9 protein-coding genes, 2 tRNA genes and 4 rRNA genes (1 of these 15 cut by a window edge) are annotated in these 16,479 nt (G+C 60.0%); 6 read left to right on the forward strand and 9 right to left on the reverse strand.

The window, feature by feature from the left end; genetic code table 11:
* The 6 genes from LOY22_RS00590 to rrf (LOY22_RS00615) all read left to right on the forward strand — a co-directional run.
* Positions 1–168 (forward strand): 16S ribosomal RNA (locus LOY22_RS00590); it begins 1,369 nt to the left of the window's first position.
* Positions 169–234: 66 nt separating this feature from the next.
* Positions 235–311: transfer RNA gene (locus LOY22_RS00595), tRNA-Ile, on the forward strand.
* Positions 312–340: 29 nt separating this feature from the next.
* Positions 341–416 (forward strand) — tRNA-Ala (locus LOY22_RS00600).
* 214 nt (positions 417–630) lie between these two features.
* Positions 631–3,515, forward strand: a 23S ribosomal RNA gene (locus tag LOY22_RS00605).
* A 135-nt stretch (positions 3,516–3,650) separates the two neighbouring features.
* Positions 3,651–3,766 (forward strand): 5S ribosomal RNA (gene rrf / locus LOY22_RS00610).
* Positions 3,767–3,876: 110 nt separating this feature from the next.
* Positions 3,877–3,992: ribosomal RNA gene (gene rrf / locus LOY22_RS00615) — 5S ribosomal RNA — on the forward strand.
* The 16S, 23S and 5S rRNA genes sit together here with 2 tRNA genes alongside, the layout of an rRNA operon.
* 114 nt (positions 3,993–4,106) lie before the next feature.
* On the opposite strand, the gene LOY22_RS00620 is transcribed toward rrf (LOY22_RS00615), so the two are convergent.
* The 9 genes from LOY22_RS00620 to LOY22_RS00660 form a co-directional block, all read right to left on the reverse strand.
* Positions 4,107–5,285, reverse strand: a complete 1,179-nt coding sequence (locus LOY22_RS00620) for a PepSY domain-containing protein (protein ID WP_093377521.1) — start codon at positions 5,283–5,285, stop codon at positions 4,107–4,109.
* Positions 5,286–5,369: 84 nt separating this feature from the next.
* Complete coding sequence (locus LOY22_RS00625) at positions 5,370–7,886, reverse strand: TonB-dependent siderophore receptor (RefSeq protein WP_093377518.1); 2,517 nt, start codon at positions 7,884–7,886, stop codon at positions 5,370–5,372.
* A gap of 91 nt (positions 7,887–7,977) precedes the next feature.
* Entirely contained in the window at positions 7,978–8,943 is a 966-nt protein-coding gene (locus LOY22_RS00630) for a FecR domain-containing protein (RefSeq protein WP_093377513.1), read from the reverse strand.
* Positions 8,944–8,949: 6 nt separating this feature from the next.
* On the reverse strand, positions 8,950–9,453 hold the full coding sequence (locus LOY22_RS00635; protein WP_258595755.1) for a sigma-70 family RNA polymerase sigma factor: 504 nt from the start codon (positions 9,451–9,453) through the stop codon (positions 8,950–8,952).
* Between the two features lie 126 nt (positions 9,454–9,579).
* Entirely contained in the window at positions 9,580–10,047 is a 468-nt protein-coding gene (locus tag LOY22_RS00640; protein ID WP_093377504.1) for an SRPBCC family protein, read from the reverse strand.
* A gap of 29 nt (positions 10,048–10,076) precedes the next feature.
* Complete coding sequence (locus LOY22_RS00645; RefSeq protein ID WP_258595757.1) at positions 10,077–13,523, reverse strand: non-ribosomal peptide synthetase; 3,447 nt, start codon at positions 13,521–13,523, stop codon at positions 10,077–10,079.
* Positions 13,520–14,467, reverse strand: a complete 948-nt coding sequence (locus LOY22_RS00650; RefSeq protein WP_045197937.1) for a diiron oxygenase — start codon at positions 14,465–14,467, stop codon at positions 13,520–13,522. Before LOY22_RS00650 ends, LOY22_RS00645 begins: the two co-directional genes overlap by 4 nt.
* Positions 14,464–15,240 carry a DUF3050 domain-containing protein gene (locus LOY22_RS00655; RefSeq protein WP_093377496.1) on the reverse strand — a complete coding sequence of 259 codons (777 nt, stop codon included), beginning with the start codon at positions 15,238–15,240 and terminating at the stop codon, positions 14,464–14,466. Before LOY22_RS00655 ends, LOY22_RS00650 begins: the two co-directional genes overlap by 4 nt.
* 627 nt (positions 15,241–15,867) lie before the next feature.
* Positions 15,868–16,455 carry a thioesterase domain-containing protein gene (locus LOY22_RS00660; RefSeq protein WP_123564717.1) on the reverse strand — a complete coding sequence of 196 codons (588 nt, stop codon included), beginning with the start codon at positions 16,453–16,455 and terminating at the stop codon, positions 15,868–15,870.
* Positions 16,456–16,479: the final 24 nt, after the last annotated feature.

The raw sequence follows: 16,479 nt of genomic DNA on the forward strand, positions 1-16,479 counted from the left end.
ATACGTTCCCGGGCCTTGTACACACCGCCCGTCACACCATGGGAGTGGGTTGCACCAGAAGTAGCTAGTCTAACCTTCGGGAGGACGGTTACCACGGTGTGATTCATGACTGGGGTGAAGTCGTAACAAGGTAGCCGTAGGGGAACCTGCGGCTGGATCACCTCCTTAATCGACAGACATCAGCTGTCTTATGAGCTCCCACACGAATTGCTTGATTCATTGAAGAAGACGATTGGGTCTGTAGCTCAGTTGGTTAGAGCGCACCCCTGATAAGGGTGAGGTCGGCAGTTCGAATCTGCCCAGACCCACCAATTACATGTGGTGCAGCCTGTAGCAATACGGGGCCATAGCTCAGCTGGGAGAGCGCCTGCCTTGCACGCAGGAGGTCAGCGGTTCGATCCCGCTTGGCTCCACCACCTTACGTCAAAGCTTAGAAATGAATATTCGTATCGAATATTGATTTCTGAACTTTTTCAGAATCGTTCTTTAAAAATTTGGGTATGTGATAGAAAGATAGACTGGACAGCACTTTCACTGGTGTGTGTTCAGGCTAAGGTAAAATTTGTGAGTAATTACAAGTTTTCGGCGAATGTTGTCTTCACAGTATAACCAGATTGCTTGGGGTTATATGGTCAAGTGAAGAAGCGCATACGGTGGATGCCTTGGCAGTCAGAGGCGATGAAAGACGTGGTAGCCTGCGATAAGCTTCGGGGAGTCGGCAAACAGACTTTGATCCGGAGATCTCTGAATGGGGGAACCCACTCAGCATAAGCTGAGTATCTTGTACTGAATACATAGGTGCAAGAGGCGAACCAGGGGAACTGAAACATCTAAGTACCCTGAGGAAAAGAAATCAACCGAGATTCCCTTAGTAGTGGCGAGCGAACGGGGACTAGCCCTTAAGTGGCTTTGAGATTAGCGGAACGCTCTGGAAAGTGCGGCCATAGTGGGTGATAGCCCTGTACGCGAAAATCTCTTAGTCATGAAATCGAGTAGGACGGAGCACGAGAAACTTTGTCTGAATATGGGGGGACCATCCTCCAAGGCTAAATACTACTGACTGACCGATAGTGAACCAGTACCGTGAGGGAAAGGCGAAAAGAACCCCGGAGAGGGGAGTGAAATAGATCCTGAAACCGTATGCGTACAAGCAGTGGGAGCCTACTTGTTAGGTGACTGCGTACCTTTTGTATAATGGGTCAGCGACTTATATTCAGTGGCGAGCTTAACCGAATAGGGGAGGCGTAGCGAAAGCGAGTCTTAATAGGGCGTTTAGTCGCTGGGTATAGACCCGAAACCGGGCGATCTATCCATGGGCAGGTTGAAGGTTAGGTAACACTGACTGGAGGACCGAACCGACTACCGTTGAAAAGTTAGCGGATGACCTGTGGATCGGAGTGAAAGGCTAATCAAGCTCGGAGATAGCTGGTTCTCCTCGAAAGCTATTTAGGTAGCGCCTCATGTATCACTGTAGGGGGTAGAGCACTGTTTCGGCTAGGGGGTCATCCCGACTTACCAAACCGATGCAAACTCCGAATACCTACAAGTGCCGAGCATGGGAGACACACGGCGGGTGCTAACGTCCGTCGTGAAAAGGGAAACAACCCAGACCGTCAGCTAAGGTCCCAAAGTTATGGTTAAGTGGGAAACGATGTGGGAAGGCTTAGACAGCTAGGAGGTTGGCTTAGAAGCAGCCACCCTTTAAAGAAAGCGTAATAGCTCACTAGTCGAGTCGGCCTGCGCGGAAGATGTAACGGGGCTCAAACCATACACCGAAGCTACGGGTATCACTTAGGTGATGCGGTAGAGGAGCGTTCTGTAAGCCTGTGAAGGTGAGTTGAGAAGCTTGCTGGAGGTATCAGAAGTGCGAATGCTGACATGAGTAACGACAATGGGAGTGAAAAACTCCCACGCCGAAAGACCAAGGTTTCCTGCGCAACGTTAATCGACGCAGGGTTAGTCGGTCCCTAAGGCGAGGCTGAAAAGCGTAGTCGATGGAAAACAGGTTAATATTCCTGTACTTCTGGTTATTGCGATGGAGGGACGGAGAAGGCTAGGCCAGCTTGGCGTTGGTTGTCCAAGTTTAAGGTGGTAGGCTGAGATCTTAGGTAAATCCGGGATCTTAAGGCCGAGAGCTGATGACGAGTTGCCATTAGGCGACGAAGTGGTTGATGCCATGCTTCCAAGAAAAGCTTCTAAGCTTCAGATAACCAGGAACCGTACCCCAACACAGGTGGTTGGGTAGAGAATACCAAGGCGCTTGAGAGAACTCGGGTGAAGGAACTAGGCAAAATGGCACCGTAACTTCGGGAGAAGGTGCGCCGGTGAGGGTGAAGGACTTGCTCCGTAAGCCCATGCCGGTCGAAGATACCAGGCCGCTGCGACTGTTTATTAAAAACACAGCACTCTGCAAACACGAAAGTGGACGTATAGGGTGTGACGCCTGCCCGGTGCCGGAAGGTTAATTGATGGGGTTAGCTAACGCGAAGCTCTTGATCGAAGCCCCGGTAAACGGCGGCCGTAACTATAACGGTCCTAAGGTAGCGAAATTCCTTGTCGGGTAAGTTCCGACCTGCACGAATGGCGTAACGATGGCGGCGCTGTCTCCACCCGAGACTCAGTGAAATTGAAATCGCTGTGAAGATGCAGTGTATCCGCGGCTAGACGGAAAGACCCCGTGAACCTTTACTATAGCTTTGCACTGGACTTTGAATTTGCTTGTGTAGGATAGGTGGGAGGCTTTGAAGCGTGGACGCCAGTTCGCGTGGAGCCATCCTTGAAATACCACCCTGGCAACTTTGAGGTTCTAACTCAGGTCCGTTATCCGGATCGAGGACAGTGTATGGTGGGTAGTTTGACTGGGGCGGTCTCCTCCTAAAGAGTAACGGAGGAGTACGAAGGTGCGCTCAGACCGGTCGGAAATCGGTCGTAGAGTATAAAGGCAAAAGCGCGCTTGACTGCGAGACAGACACGTCGAGCAGGTACGAAAGTAGGTCTTAGTGATCCGGTGGTTCTGTATGGAAGGGCCATCGCTCAACGGATAAAAGGTACTCCGGGGATAACAGGCTGATACCGCCCAAGAGTTCATATCGACGGCGGTGTTTGGCACCTCGATGTCGGCTCATCACATCCTGGGGCTGAAGCCGGTCCCAAGGGTATGGCTGTTCGCCATTTAAAGTGGTACGCGAGCTGGGTTTAGAACGTCGTGAGACAGTTCGGTCCCTATCTGCCGTGGACGTTTGAGATTTGAGAGGGGCTGCTCCTAGTACGAGAGGACCGGAGTGGACGAACCTCTGGTGTTCCGGTTGTCACGCCAGTGGCATTGCCGGGTAGCTATGTTCGGAAGAGATAACCGCTGAAAGCATCTAAGCGGGAAACTTGCCTCAAGATGAGATCTCACTGGAGCCTTGAGCTCCCTGAAGGGCCGTCGAAGACTACGACGTTGATAGGTTGGGTGTGTAAGCGCTGTGAGGCGTTGAGCTAACCAATACTAATTGCCCGTGAGGCTTGACCATATAACACCCAAGCAATTTGAGCGAAAGCCAGATTGCGGTGTTGTGAAGACTGCACAGCCGAAGATTTGTAACTCACAAACATCACATACCCGATTCGCTGGAGTGTCTGAACAAGACCTTCTGGCAACAGAATTTCTTGACGACCATAGAGCATTGGAACCACCTGATCCCATCCCGAACTCAGCAGTGAAACGATGCATCGCCGATGGTAGTGTGGGGTTTCCCCATGTGAGAGTAGGTCATCGTCAAGATTAAATTCCGAAACCCCTATCTGCATATGCAGGTAGGGGTTTTGTCTTTAAGGTAGAAGCATCAAGAATTCGCTGGCACGTCGCAACAGACGGATCGGCACACAGAATTTCTTGACGACCATAGAGCATTGGAACCACCTGATCCCATCCCGAACTCAGCAGTGAAACGATGCATCGCCGATGGTAGTGTGGGGTTTCCCCATGTGAGAGTAGGTCATCGTCAAGATTCATTCCGAAACCCCTGTCTGCCCTGCAGACAGGGGTTTTGTCTTTCAGGGACCTGTCGGGAGCTGGCCTTGCCAGCGATGGGCTGCATAGCAGCCCCAGAACAGCCGCTGACTTACCCAGCTCTTCGCACCTTGCCACTGCGCCGCGCCTGCAACTTGCGCCACCAGATATACACCCCGGTCAGCGACAGCACCGCAATCATCACTCCCAACACTGCAATCAACACCTGGCCGGTCATGCCGATGATGCGCCCGCCATGTATGGGTAACTGCAAGCGGTAAAAGCGTTCCCCCAAGGTGCCTTGCCCGGCAATCTCCTTGCCCAGCAAATGCCCGTCAGTGCCGTGGAAGAACAACCAGGACTTACCCTGGGCATCGGTATCGTGCTGGCCAAACCCCGCACCATAGAAGTTGTACTCGAAGCTGTAGTACAGCTCACCGATCGGTGCCGTTAGCCCCAGCCGCTGACCTTCCTGCTGCGCCAGCTGGTAGGCCTGTTGATAGTTCAGCTGGGTCACCCCCAGTTGTTCCTTGGGTAACCCGCCACGGGCTTCATAAACGCTTGGCTCAATCGGTGAAAACAGTGACACCGCCGGTTTGAACACCTGGGCCGGCAGGTTCATTGCCACGCTGCTGATCGCAATCGGCAGCAGCAACAGCCACAACCACAAACCGCCCGCCCTGTGGATATCCATGTTCAGCCGATAGGCATGGCCACCCTTGATCTTCCAGGCTTTCGCCCACTTGCCCCAGAACGGCCGCCCACGCGGCAAGGTCAGCAGCACGGCGATAAAGCAGTCGATTACCCACATGATCGCCACCACACCCATCAGCAGAATCCCCCAGTTGCCGGGCAGGGTCAGGCTGTAATGCAGCTCGAGCATGAACGGCATGAAGTTCTCGCGGGAGAAACAGCATTCACCCCAGTAGCGCTGGCCCAGGGTCAACCCACTGACGGGGTCGAGATAGAACACCGTGTTCTTCTCGGCATAGGGCTCGCCGCTGGCTGGGTCATTGCGCGGCACCATGGCCAGCAGCGCCGCATGCCCGGGCTCGTTCGGGTATTCCATGTACCAGACTTGCAGGCGCGGATGCTCGGCCTGCAACTTATCCACAAGCACCCCGGGTTGCCGGCGTTCACCCACGGTGGGCGCTTCATAGAAGGACGGGTTGAGCCATTCATCCAGTTCGTGATGAAAGGCCAGGACGCTGCCGGTTAGGCCCGCCATGGCCAAAAACAGCGCAGTGATCAGGCCAAGGTAGCGGTGAAGCAGTACGTAAAGCTGACGCATGGGTAAAGGTCCGGAATAAGTCGCCAGATACAACAAAGCCAGCCCCGGAATCAGGTGCTGGCTTTGGCGTTCATACAGGTGAGGTCAGAACTGGTAGCTGACCGTGGCGCTGACATTGCGCTCTTCGCCCATGTAGCAGTAACTCAGGCTGGCACAGGAGGCGATGTAGCTCTCATTGGTGAGGTTGTTGGCATTGAGCCGCACATCCACGCCCTTGAGCCCGACCTTGCCCAGGTCATAGCCAACCGACGCGTCGAACAGGGTGTAGGAGGGCACCTTCATGGTGTTCTCGGCATCCACCCAGCTGTAGCCGACATAACGCACACCGCCGCCCAGGCGCAGGCCGTCGAGGGCGCCCTGGCGGAAGTTGTAGTCAGCCCACAGCGAGGCCATGTGTCGCGGTGCCTGGGTTGGCGAGTTGCCCTTGTTGTCGAGGTCGCTGCCGAACAGCGTGCTTGGCATCGACTTGGCGTACTCGATGTCGGTGAAGGTGTAGCTGCCGAGGACTTTCAGGTTGTCGGTGACCTGCATGTGGGCTTCCAGCTCCAGGCCCTGGGAACGGACCTGGCCTACAGGACGATAGAACTCTTCCTGCGGCAGCTTGGAGGCCAGGTTCTCCTGCTCGATGCGGAACACCGAAGCGGTAAACAGGTTGTCAGTGCCCGGTGGCTGGTACTTGATGCCGGCTTCCCACTGGGTGCCCTCGGTCGGCGCCAGCGGATTGCCGGCCTGGTCGGCGTAGGAGTTGGGGTTGAACGACTCGGAATAGCTGATGTACGGCGCAATGCCGTTTTCGAACAGGTACAGCACGCCGGCGCGGCCGGTCAGTTTGGTGCGCTGGTCGCTGATCCTGGTGCCCAGCGGGCGGCTGGCTTCGGCGATACGGTTCTCGTCCGAGGTCTTCACCCAGTCCTGACGCAGGCCCAGGGAGAAGCGCCACTGGTCGAGCTCGATCAGGTCCTGCAGGTACACGCCGGTCTGCTGCAGCCGACGCAGGTAGCTGGTGGGGTTGTAGTAGGTGATTTTCGAGTTGCCGTACTGCGGGTCGAAGGCGTTGATCGGCGCCAGCGAGCCACTGCGCCAGTCGACCACGGTTTTGCGCCGCTGATAGTCCAGGCCCAGCAGGGTGGTGTGCTTGGCACTGCCGGTGAAGTATTCAGCCTGGAGCATGTTGTCGATGATGTACGCGTGGAGCTTTTCATCGCCGCCGGTGTAGTAGCGGTTCAGCTCGTTGCTGGTCGGCGTGGTCCAGCCCCAGGCATACACCTGGTCCATTTTCACCGTCGAGTCCAGGTAGCGGAAGTTCTGCCGCGCGGTGAAGACGTCGTTGAAGCGATGCTCGAACTGATAGCCGAACGACTGCTGGTCGCGCTCGTAGCGGTCGACACCCGGCTCGCCTTCGAAGAAGTGATCGGAGATACGCTGGCCATTGCGCTGGTGCAGCGCGCCATCGGCCGGCACGCCGCCGTGATAGCCGCCGTCGGGGTCGTGCTGCAGGTAGGCCTGCAGGGTCAGCGAGGTGTCTTCGCTGAAATTGATGCTGACAGTCGGGGCCAGGGCGAAGCGTTTTTCCTCGTTGTGGTCGAACTGGGTGTCGGACTGATCGGCCAGGCCCACCAGACGGTAGGCGATGCGCTTGTCGTCATCCAGCGGGCCGCTGAAGTCGAAACCGACACCACGCTGGCCCTGGGTGCCAACAGTGGCCTGTACCTGATGGTAGGCCTCGTACAGTGGCTTCTTGCTGGTCAGGGCGACCAGGCCGCCGGGTGAGCTGCGGCCATAGAGCACCGAAGATGGCCCCTTGAGGATGTCCACGCGCTCAAGAAAGTACGGATCGACCTGCATGGTGCTGTAGGTGCCGCTGTCACCCATGGACTTGAGGCCGTCCAGGTAGATGTTATCCACAGAGCCGTCGTTGAAGCCGCGCATGGCTACGTAGTCGTAGCGGTGTGTCGCACCATAAGGGTTGGTCAGCACGCCCGGGGTGTAGCGCATGGCCTGGGCCACGGTCTGCGAGCCCTGGTCGTCCATTTGCTGACGGGTCACCACCGATACAGACTGCGAGGTTTCCAGGATCGGCGCACTGGTCTTGGTCGCAACCTGGCTGTGAGTGGCGTTGTAGCCTTCCATGCTGCCCAGGGCGTTACCCAGGGCGAACTCACGCACTTCGGTGCTTGGCAACGACAGCGCTGCGTCCTGTGCCTGAGCCCGCAGCACATAGCTGCCGCCATCCTGGCTGACGGCCTCCAGGCCCGAACCGTTGAGCAACTGGCGCAGCGCCTGGTCGGTGGCGTAGCTGCCTTGCAGGCCCGGCGACTGCAGGCCCTGGGTCATTTGCGGGGTGCTCGACAGGGTGATCTGAGCCTGGCGGGCGAACTGGTTGAGCACCTCATCCAGAGAGCCGGCAGGGATGTTGTACTGCTGGCTGACACTGCCTGCTGGTGATGCAAGTGTCATTGCCGGCACCGCAGTGATGCCCAGGGCGGTGCCGAGCAGCGCGGCGCGGATGGCCTTGCCGAGGACACTGGAACAGGCAGAATCTAAGGAAGGTTGAAAATCATTCTTCTTGTTGAGCCGCAACAGGGGCGAAGCATTACGCATGGAGAGCATCCGTAGAGTCGGTAAGGGCAGAAAGAGTCGCTTACTGTCCTAGCCGGACTCGTGGGTAAAACCCGCCAAAAAAAAAATCACTTCACGCCAGCCGTTCCAGGCGCACCCACCAGCGGGTGCGATAGCTGACCTTGATCGGCAGTGTCTGTGGCAGCAGTTGCAACAGCTTGTCGGTGTCTGCAAGGCGGAACACACCTGACAGGCGCAAGTCGGCAATGTCGTCGGCGCAGCTGACATAGCCATGGCGATAGCGCCCGACTTCAGCGAGAAAATCACCCAGGCGCATGTCGCGGGTGACGATCAGCCCTTCGGCCCAGGCGCCGGCATCCATGTCCTGATTGTGCAGCAGGGTCGCGCCGCGGGCATCGAGGCGATAGCTCTGGCCGGCGTGAATCCATTGCATCGGGCCTGGCGAGTGGATGGCGACGCTGCCCTGGCTGACGCTGACGCGGGTGCAGTCGTCGTCCTGGCGCACCACGAAGCGGCCGTCGAAGCCTTGCAGCAAGGCTTCGCGGGTGCTGACCAGCAACGGTCGAGCCGGGGTGCTTGTGTCTTTGGCGCAGGTCAGCATCAACTCGCCGTGCTTGAGACGAATCAGGCGCTGATCGGCCTCAAAGGCAAGGTCTGCGGCGCTGTTGGTGTTCAGTTGCAGCAGCGAGCCATCGGGCAGGCGCACGCTGCGACGCTGGCCGGTGGCGCTGGCGAAATCCGCAGTCCAGGGGCTGATTAGCTGCAGGTCCTTACCCAGCCAGGTCGCCGAGCCGAGCACCAGCACGCCGCTGAGCAGCTTCAGGGCCTGGCGTCGTTGCAGGCGCTGGCTGCTGTTCTCAAGGGTCTGCAAGGCCACACTGGCCCCTGGCACGGCGCGCAGGTTGAGTTCCTGCTGCAGCGACTGCACTCGTTGCCAGGCCAGCTCGTGCTCCTGATGGGTTGCACGCCACTGTTCGCATTGCTGCTGCAGCAGCGCGTTGTGGCCGCTTTCGCGCAGCTTGAGCATCCAGTGGATGGCTTGCTTGACCACGCGCGGGCCGGGGTTGAGGGTGGTCATGACGGCTTACGCCTCTGACTCGTAGCGCAGCAGGTAGCAATGATAGAGCGCATCGGCCACGTAGCGTTCGACCGAACGCAGCGACACGCCCATCTGTTCGGCAATGTCCTTGTGGCTCAAGCCTTCGCACTGGGCCAGGAGAAACGCGCGACGCACTTTCGGCTTGAGGCCGTCGAGCATCTGCGCGATGCGCTCAAGCAGCTCCAGCAGCAGTTCGCGGGTTTCAAGCGAAGGCACTTCGGCCTCTGGCAGATGCGCCAGGGCTTCGAGGTAGGCGCGCTGCAGCTCCTCACGGCGCCAGTGGTCGATCACCAGGCCGCGAGCGATGGTACGCAGGAATGCCCGGGGGGCGTTCAGCTCCAACAGTTCACGCCGCTGCAACAGGCGCACGAAAGTGTCCTGGGCCAGGTCCGCGGCATCGGCGGCGTTGCCCAGCTTGCTGCGCAGCCAGGTGTTCAGCCAGCCGTGGTGATGGCTGTAAAGCGTGTGCACGGACTCTGGAGAGGGCATGAAGGTGCGCTGCTGAAGGGGTCATAAATGATAATTAGTCTCATTGTTGGCATCCTTGGAATATTTTGCAACCGTTGATCAGGGCAAGCTCGCTCTTGCCGGAGCGGGCTTGCCCCGCGATCGGGTTTAACTCAGCAAATTCTTCACATTGTTCATTGCCTCATCGGCAAACCCCTGCAAAAACGCCTGAAAGCCAGGCATTGCCTCGCTGCCGCCTTGCCATGGCTCGGCCTGGATGGTCCAGGTCGCCCGCGCCTGACGCTCGCCCAGCGCCTCGACCTGCATCGCCGCCCACAGGTTGCCGATGTTCAGGCTGGTGTAGATCAGGCTCCAGGTCATGTACATGGCCTGGTCGTCGCGGCTGTTGAGCTGCTCGATGACCACGTTGCCGTCCTTGAACAGCTTCTTGCGCACCGAGCGTACGCCGCTACCGGTCATCTCGATGTGCGCCAGGGCCGGGATGAACACCGGGAAGCCGGCAAAGTTGCCGACGATGTTCCAGACGCTGGCGGCAGCGCTGGCGATCTCGACGCTGGCCACTACGTGGCAGCCTTCGGGGTTGTGGATAAGTGTGTCGGGTTGGAGTGCTTGCATGGTGTCTCTCCTGGTTGGGTTGAAGCTGCTCAGATGAAGGCGATGTCGTGCAGGTACTGGCAGCCGCGTTGCAGCAGCTGCGGGGTTTTGCGCGGGTAACGGGCGCCCATGCGCTGGACGCCGGCGCGGGCGTTGTCGTGCTGGATTCGCGAGATGTCGCCGATGTCTTCCTCAAAGCCGTCCAGGTAGAAACCCAGCACATCGAACAGGGCGTTGTCGCGGTCGACCCGCTGCAACTGCCGCTGCCACTGCTCAACGCTGACCAGCTCGAATGGCCTGCCGCTGTCGCGGAACACCGAGACGTAATCGCGCCAGCTCAAAGGCTCGGGGTTGTGCAGGTTGAACACCGCCCGTTCGGGCTGGTAGCGGCTGCTGTGGAAGGCGATGAAGCGGGCCAGAAAGTCCACCGGCATCAGGTCGAAGTTGAGCTCCAGCGCCGGCACCTGGCCGAGTTGCAGCGAGCCTTTGAGCATCAGCATCAACCGGTTGCGCTGGGGCTGGCAGATGCCATTGCGGCTGTCGAAGGTGATGTTGCCGGGGCGGTACAGGTTGACCCACACGCCCTGGGCGCGGGCGCGCTGAAGAATGCGCTCGCCCACCCATTTGCTCAGGTTGTAGCCGTTGCGGATATAGATCGGCGGGGTGGCGGCCGGGTCTTGTTCGAGGACCTGGCCGTCGGCGTCGATGGCGCTGCACGCCGACAGGGTCGAGATGAAATTGAAGACCTTCTTGCGCCGGCCTTCGCACAGGCGCAGGCACTCGAACAGCGGCTCGACGTTGTCGGCGGCGAGGCTCTGGTAATCCAGCACATGGTTGACCTGCGCGGCGTTGTGCAACAGCGCGCCGTACTCGCTGTCGAGGTAGTTGTAGTCGGCTTCGGCCAGGCCCAGGCGCGGCTGGCGCAGGTCGGCGGCGAAGACTTTCACCCGGCTCATGTCCAGCCCATGCAAGCCGTTCTCTACCAGCGCCGCGCTAAAGCGTTGCTCGGCTGACTGACTGGCGTTGGCGCGCACCAGGCAGGCCACTTCGCTGGCGCCCCATTGCAGCAGCGCTTCGACCAGGTGCACGCCAAGAAAGCTGTTGGCGCCGGTGACGATCACCTTGTGCACATCGCCCAGTTGCGCCACTGGCAGCACCTGCAAGCCCAGTTCGCGGCAGGCGTCGCGTTCAGCTTGCGGGTCGAGGCCAGGCAGCTGTGCCTGTTCACCGCTGACCAGGGTGGCCAGGCGTTGCACTGTCGGCATCTCGATAAAGCGGTTGATCGCAATGCCGCGGCCGAACTGTTCGCGAATGGCCAGCAACAGGCGCGACAGCAGGATCGAATGGCCACCGAGGCTGAAGAAGCTGGCGTCGGTGGAAATGTCCTGCTCGGGCAGTTCCAGCAGCGTGCTCCACAGGCCAACCAGCTGCGCTTCGACCGGGGTTAGCGGACCGAAGTGATGCCGGCTCGGCGCCAAACCCAGCGGCAGTGCCGCCAGCGCCTGGCGGTCAACTTTGCCGTTGGCGGTGTAGGGCATCTGCGCCAGTTGCTGATAGAAACCCGGGCGCATGTAGTCGGGCAGCCTTTGCTCGGCGTGCTGGCGCAGCGCCGCTTCGCTGTCATCACCGGTGGCTTGCGCGCAGAACGCCAGGATCCGCCGCTGGGCATCGATGATCACCGCCACCTGGCGGAACAGGCCGCTGCTGCGCAGGCAGTGCTCGATCTCTTCGGGCTCGACGCGAAAGCCGCGAATCTTCACCTGGTTGTCGCGCCGGCCACAAAGCTCGATACCCTCGGCCGTCCATTTGCCGATATCGCCGGTGCGATACACGCGCAACAGGCTGCTGTCGCCTGGGCTGAGGTTGAGGAAGCGCTCGTTGCTCAGGGCAGGATTGTTCAGATAGCCCAAGCCCACGCCCGGCCCTGCGATATACAACTCACCGGGGCAGTTTTCGATCACCGGTTGCAGGTTTTCGTCGAGGATCAGCACCCGCGTGTTGGCGATCGGGCAACCCAGGTTGCGGTTGTTGTCGCCAGTGTTGAACACCCGGGTGGTGGCCAGTACCGTGGTCTCGGTCGGGCCATAGATGTTGTGCAGTTGGCACTGCCCGGCCAGGCGTGCAATCACCTCCGGTTCACAGACGTCGCCACCGGTGACCAGGTGCTTCAACTCCAGGGTTTGATCGCGCGGCAGGATGCTCAGCAGTGCTGGCGGCAGGAAGGCGTGGGTGACGTGCTGTTCGCGCATCAGCGCCAGCAATTGAGCCGGGTCGCGGCGCTGGTCTTGCGTGGGCACCACCAGTTCGCCGCCGGCGACCCAGGTGGGCAGGATGTCCAGCAGCGAGGCATCGAAGCCGATGGTCGAAAACTGCAATGCCCGGCTGTGCTCATCGAGTTGCACGTGAGCGCTGTACCAGGCCTGGAAGTGGCTGAGGTTACGCTGGCTGAGCAGCACGCCCTTGGGCTGGCCGGTGGTGCCCGAGGTGTAGATCGCCACGCACGGGGCGTCTGGCGCCGGTCGCTGGCGCAGTAATGACGGCAACGGCTGCGCCAACGCTGCGGGCACCTGGCGCAGGTCGAGGCTTTTCACAGCCAAGTCATCCACTGGGACTTGACCGTCATGCAGCAACAGGCTGGCGCCGGCGTTCTTGAGGATGTAACGCAGACGCTCGGCGGGGTGCGCAGGATCCAGCGGCAAGTACACCGCCCCATAGCCGAATACCGCGAGCAGGCTGGCGTAGAGCGCTGCGGATTTGCCCATGCAAACGCCAATCACTGGCGGGTCGGCGTCAATAGCCAAGCCGGCCATCAATTGCTGGATGGCGACCGCCTGGGCGTGCAGTCGGGCATAGCTGATGCGCTGGCCGTTGAGGTTCAGCGCCGGGCGTTCGGCATGAAGTTGCAGGCTCTGCTGCAGGCGCTCGATCAGCGCTACTTCGCCAGTTGCCAGCAATGGCAGGCTGTCGTGCTGGTTGTAGCGATGCAGCCAGGCCAGTTGCTCCAGCCAGCCAAGACCTTGTTGCTGGTCCTCCTGCCCGGGGCTGATGGCGGCTGCCTGCTGCAGGTAGTCGGGGTTTCGCGAGAAACGGCTGACGTGCAGCGCGAGGGCTTGCTGCAGGCTGTCGATGGTCTTCCGGCGCAGTTGCTGGCCATTGCCGGACACCTCCGCTGCCAGCGGCTGGCGCTCGATCAACCGCTGCGCGGTGGCTGTGCCGGTCCAGCACAACAGCTCAAGTGTCGGCAGTTCGCCAGTGCTGTGCAGGTTGAGCCCCAGGCGCAGGCTCAACAACGCGCAGTCGCCGAGCCTGTGCCAATCGCTGGCACTCAGCGCCAGGCTGCCATCATCGATGAGCAGCTGTGGCCGGGGCCACGGGCGATGCTGCAAGGCTGCGGTGCTATCGGCCAGGTACAGCGCGTGCCCATGGTCGAGCAGTTCCTGGTGCAGCAGGGCCAATGCCGGGCTTGTGCCGATCAGACAGATTTGCAGGCGTCTCATGGCGCTCTCCTTGGTTCGGGCAGGTAATGCGCCAGGGCCTGTTGTACGCAAGGCGAATCGAGCATCGAGCTGGCGCGGAACAGGCGCAGGATGTTGCCCAGCAGCGGATGCCGGTGATCGATCGGGTAGGCCATCGCCGTTACCTCCTGGCGCAATGCTTGGCGCGCGGTCTCGCCGATCGGCAGGTGCTCGATCAGGCTGAAATCGAAGGTTTTCTGGATGTCGTTGGTCAGGTACTGGGCGAGGAACACCGGGAGGATGTCGGCAATGCACCGGCGATCCGCCTCCGGCGCGCTGTGCCAGTAGATGCGTACCAACCGCGCCCAGAAGGTCGAGTGGCGCCCCTCGTCGAGCAGGTGGTCGGCCATTAGCCCCTTGACCGAGGGCTTGACCGTGTCATCGCGGGCAAAGGCGGCGACGTCGTCCGTCAGGGTGTTCTCGGCAATACCTACGCAAATCAGCTCAAGGGCGTCGCGCAGATGTTCCGGTGCCAGCGCCAGGGCTGCGGGTATCGCCCGGCTCAGCTCGATCTCCCGGGGCAGGGCAATCGGCTCGATGCCGGTGAGGGCGATGGTCTGGTGCATGAAGTCCATGGCCACCAGGGCGTGGTAGTCCTCATCGACCACCACGGTCATGGCGTCATAGCGGCAGGCGAACGGAAAGCGAATGGCGAAGCGGTCCTTGGCGATCCGCCGGGCGGTGTGATCGACGATCTCGGTCTCGAAAATCACCACGTCGTTGATGAACTTGTAGAGGCTCTGGGCCAGGGCGAAATCGCGCTGCTGCGGGCACGCGCGGACAAAGGTTTCGCTGAGCACCAGCGGCTGGCGGCTGAGCGGGTAGATCAGGCGCTGATCATCCTCGACCAGGCGTCGTGGCCGGGTGCGGATGGTCGCCCGGCTCTCCCAGGCCTCGGCACAGGAGGTGTAGTCGAGGGCGTTCATGCGCTGGTCTCCACGACGTTTTCACGCATCGACAGGCGCAAGCGGTCCCACAGGGCAATGCGGCTGTCGACGGCGGCAATGGCAGCTTCGAGCACCTGGCGTTGTTGCACCGGGTCGCCTTTGACCAGCCTTGCCAGCAAGGCCTCGGCGGCCGGGCCGTGGTCTTCGGAATCGACCTCGATGTGCCGCTGCAGGTAGTAACGGAAGGTGGGCGCCTGTTCGCCGCTGATACCCCAGTCATCGAGGATGCGCTGGAACATGGTCGGGATGACGCTTTCGCGGCCATGCAGAAAGGCTGCTGCGACACCATGGGCCGGTGCGCCCAGGGCGGTTTCCAGCGTGTGGCAGACGAACTGCCGGGCTGCCTCGCTGGCGCCTGCACGCTGCAGGGCACTGGCGTAACCCACGCCTTCACGCTGCAGGCTGACGAAGCGCTCGATCGCCGCTGTGCTGGCGCCGACCTCGCGCATGGCGTCCAGGTACAGCTCGAAATGACTGTAGTGGCCCTGGCCGGGGCGGTCGTCGGACTCCTCGCCAAGAACGATTTCGTTGATCAGGCGTGCGGCGTGCGGGTCAAGCGGTGGCAGCCAGGGCAACTGGATACAGGTCAGCTCCTGCTGCAGGCGCTTGGTCAGCGACATGAAATCCCAGACGGCGAAGACATGGGTTTCCATGAACCGTTGCAATACCGGCAAACAATCGATTTCAGTAAAGATCGGGTGTGCGGCAAGTTCGGCTTTGCGGGCGATAAGAAGCGAAGTCAATGTATTCATGGGGTTTCCTGGTCACTGGCTAACATCCGGTTAATGTCTTTTCATCGGCGGCGGCGAAGTTTTCAGCGGCCGAGCAGGGGGCTCGACTGAATTATTCGATAACAGCGCAATGGCAGACGTATCGATGCAGCTGGCATCGTTTTCTTCGGTGAACGGGCACTTGGCGGTTGAGGTGGCCCGTGCCATTAAAAAGTTAGAACAACTTTTAAGTATTCGGCAACAACTTTGTTAATTATATTTGTAGTGATTGTTTTTAAAGTGTAAGTGGGCGGAATAAAACTTTTATAGTTAGTTTTATTGGCATGTAAGTGCTCCTTCCGGCAACCAAGTGTCAGAATTGAAACTGCATGAGTGAATGCCTCACTCGGAGCACTGAAACAATAAAAGTCGGACCTGATTGACTCTTGAGGGCAGCTGATCGATATCGGTCCTTGCCCGGCGCGCGGCTCCTTCTACAGGTGTGCGATAAGCAGACGACCTGGCCCGCCTGAGGGCGATCAGCGGTCGCTGCGCGGGTAAGAGTGTGCCGAAAATGCAAGAGCCGCCATGGCTGGCTGAAACAGCAAGAGACAAATCAGCGGCGCGGGCGCGCCCTTGGAGGGCAGGGTATCCCTGCGTTTGCAGGGCTCAGAGGCTGAGCAGGCCCAGGTGGGTGTTGATGATTTGAATCAGCCGCTGGTTGAGTTGCGGCGCATCGCCCGCGGCGTCGGGCAGTTCGATCAGCTCGATCTCCCGGCCGCTGTGGTCGTGCCAGCCGAGCATGCGCGGCAGCGATCCTGACGGATACAGCGCAGTGACCGGCACGCTGAGCCCGGCGGCCGCTTCGGCCGGGTCTGCCTGCGGGCTGTCGCTGGTGGCGACAAACAGGTGGCGGGTTTGCCCCGGGTGCAGTTGCTCGGTGTGCCGGGCCAGAGCCAGGGCCAATTGCGCCCCGGCACCCTGGCCGAACAGGGCGTGGGGTTTACGCAGGTACACCTGCAAGCGCTCGATCAGCGAGTCGATCAGGGTGGGGTTGCCGTGCAAGGGCAGTGAACGGATCGGGTCGCCGTAGGCCAGCACGTTGACGGTCACCAGTTCGATATGGTCGTTGAGCGCCACCGACCAGGCACGGTACTGGCTCAGATGATCCTGGCTGCAGGCAAGGCAGATCAGGCGGATCTGCGGCGGCTGGGCAGAGCCCGATACGGTTCTGCGCTGAAGTGTAGGAGCGTGCACTGCCTTTCCTTTCGCTCAAGGGGT

The organism is Pseudomonas sp. B21-035 (assembly GCF_024748945.1).
Classification (GTDB): domain Bacteria; phylum Pseudomonadota; class Gammaproteobacteria; order Pseudomonadales; family Pseudomonadaceae; genus Aquipseudomonas.

Excerpts from the sequence above, each read along its gene's own strand:
- LOY22_RS00635 (WP_258595755.1), bottom strand. The coding sequence starts at position 9,453 with ATGCCCTCTCCAGAGTCCGTGCACACGCTTTACAGCCATCACCACGGC.
- LOY22_RS00640 (WP_093377504.1), bottom strand. The coding sequence starts at position 10,047 with ATGCAAGCACTCCAACCCGACACACTTATCCACAACCCCGAAGGCTGC.
- LOY22_RS00655 (WP_093377496.1), bottom strand. The coding sequence starts at position 15,240 with ATGAATACATTGACTTCGCTTCTTATCGCCCGCAAAGCCGAACTTGCC.
- LOY22_RS00630 (WP_093377513.1), bottom strand. The coding sequence starts at position 8,943 with ATGACCACCCTCAACCCCGGCCCGCGCGTGGTCAAGCAAGCCATCCAC.
- LOY22_RS00650 (WP_045197937.1), bottom strand. The coding sequence starts at position 14,467 with ATGAACGCCCTCGACTACACCTCCTGTGCCGAGGCCTGGGAGAGCCGG.
- LOY22_RS00645 (WP_258595757.1), bottom strand. The coding sequence starts at position 13,523 with ATGAGACGCCTGCAAATCTGTCTGATCGGCACAAGCCCGGCATTGGCC.
- LOY22_RS00625 (WP_093377518.1), bottom strand. The coding sequence starts at position 7,886 with ATGCGTAATGCTTCGCCCCTGTTGCGGCTCAACAAGAAGAATGATTTT.
- LOY22_RS00620 (WP_093377521.1), bottom strand. The coding sequence starts at position 5,285 with ATGCGTCAGCTTTACGTACTGCTTCACCGCTACCTTGGCCTGATCACT.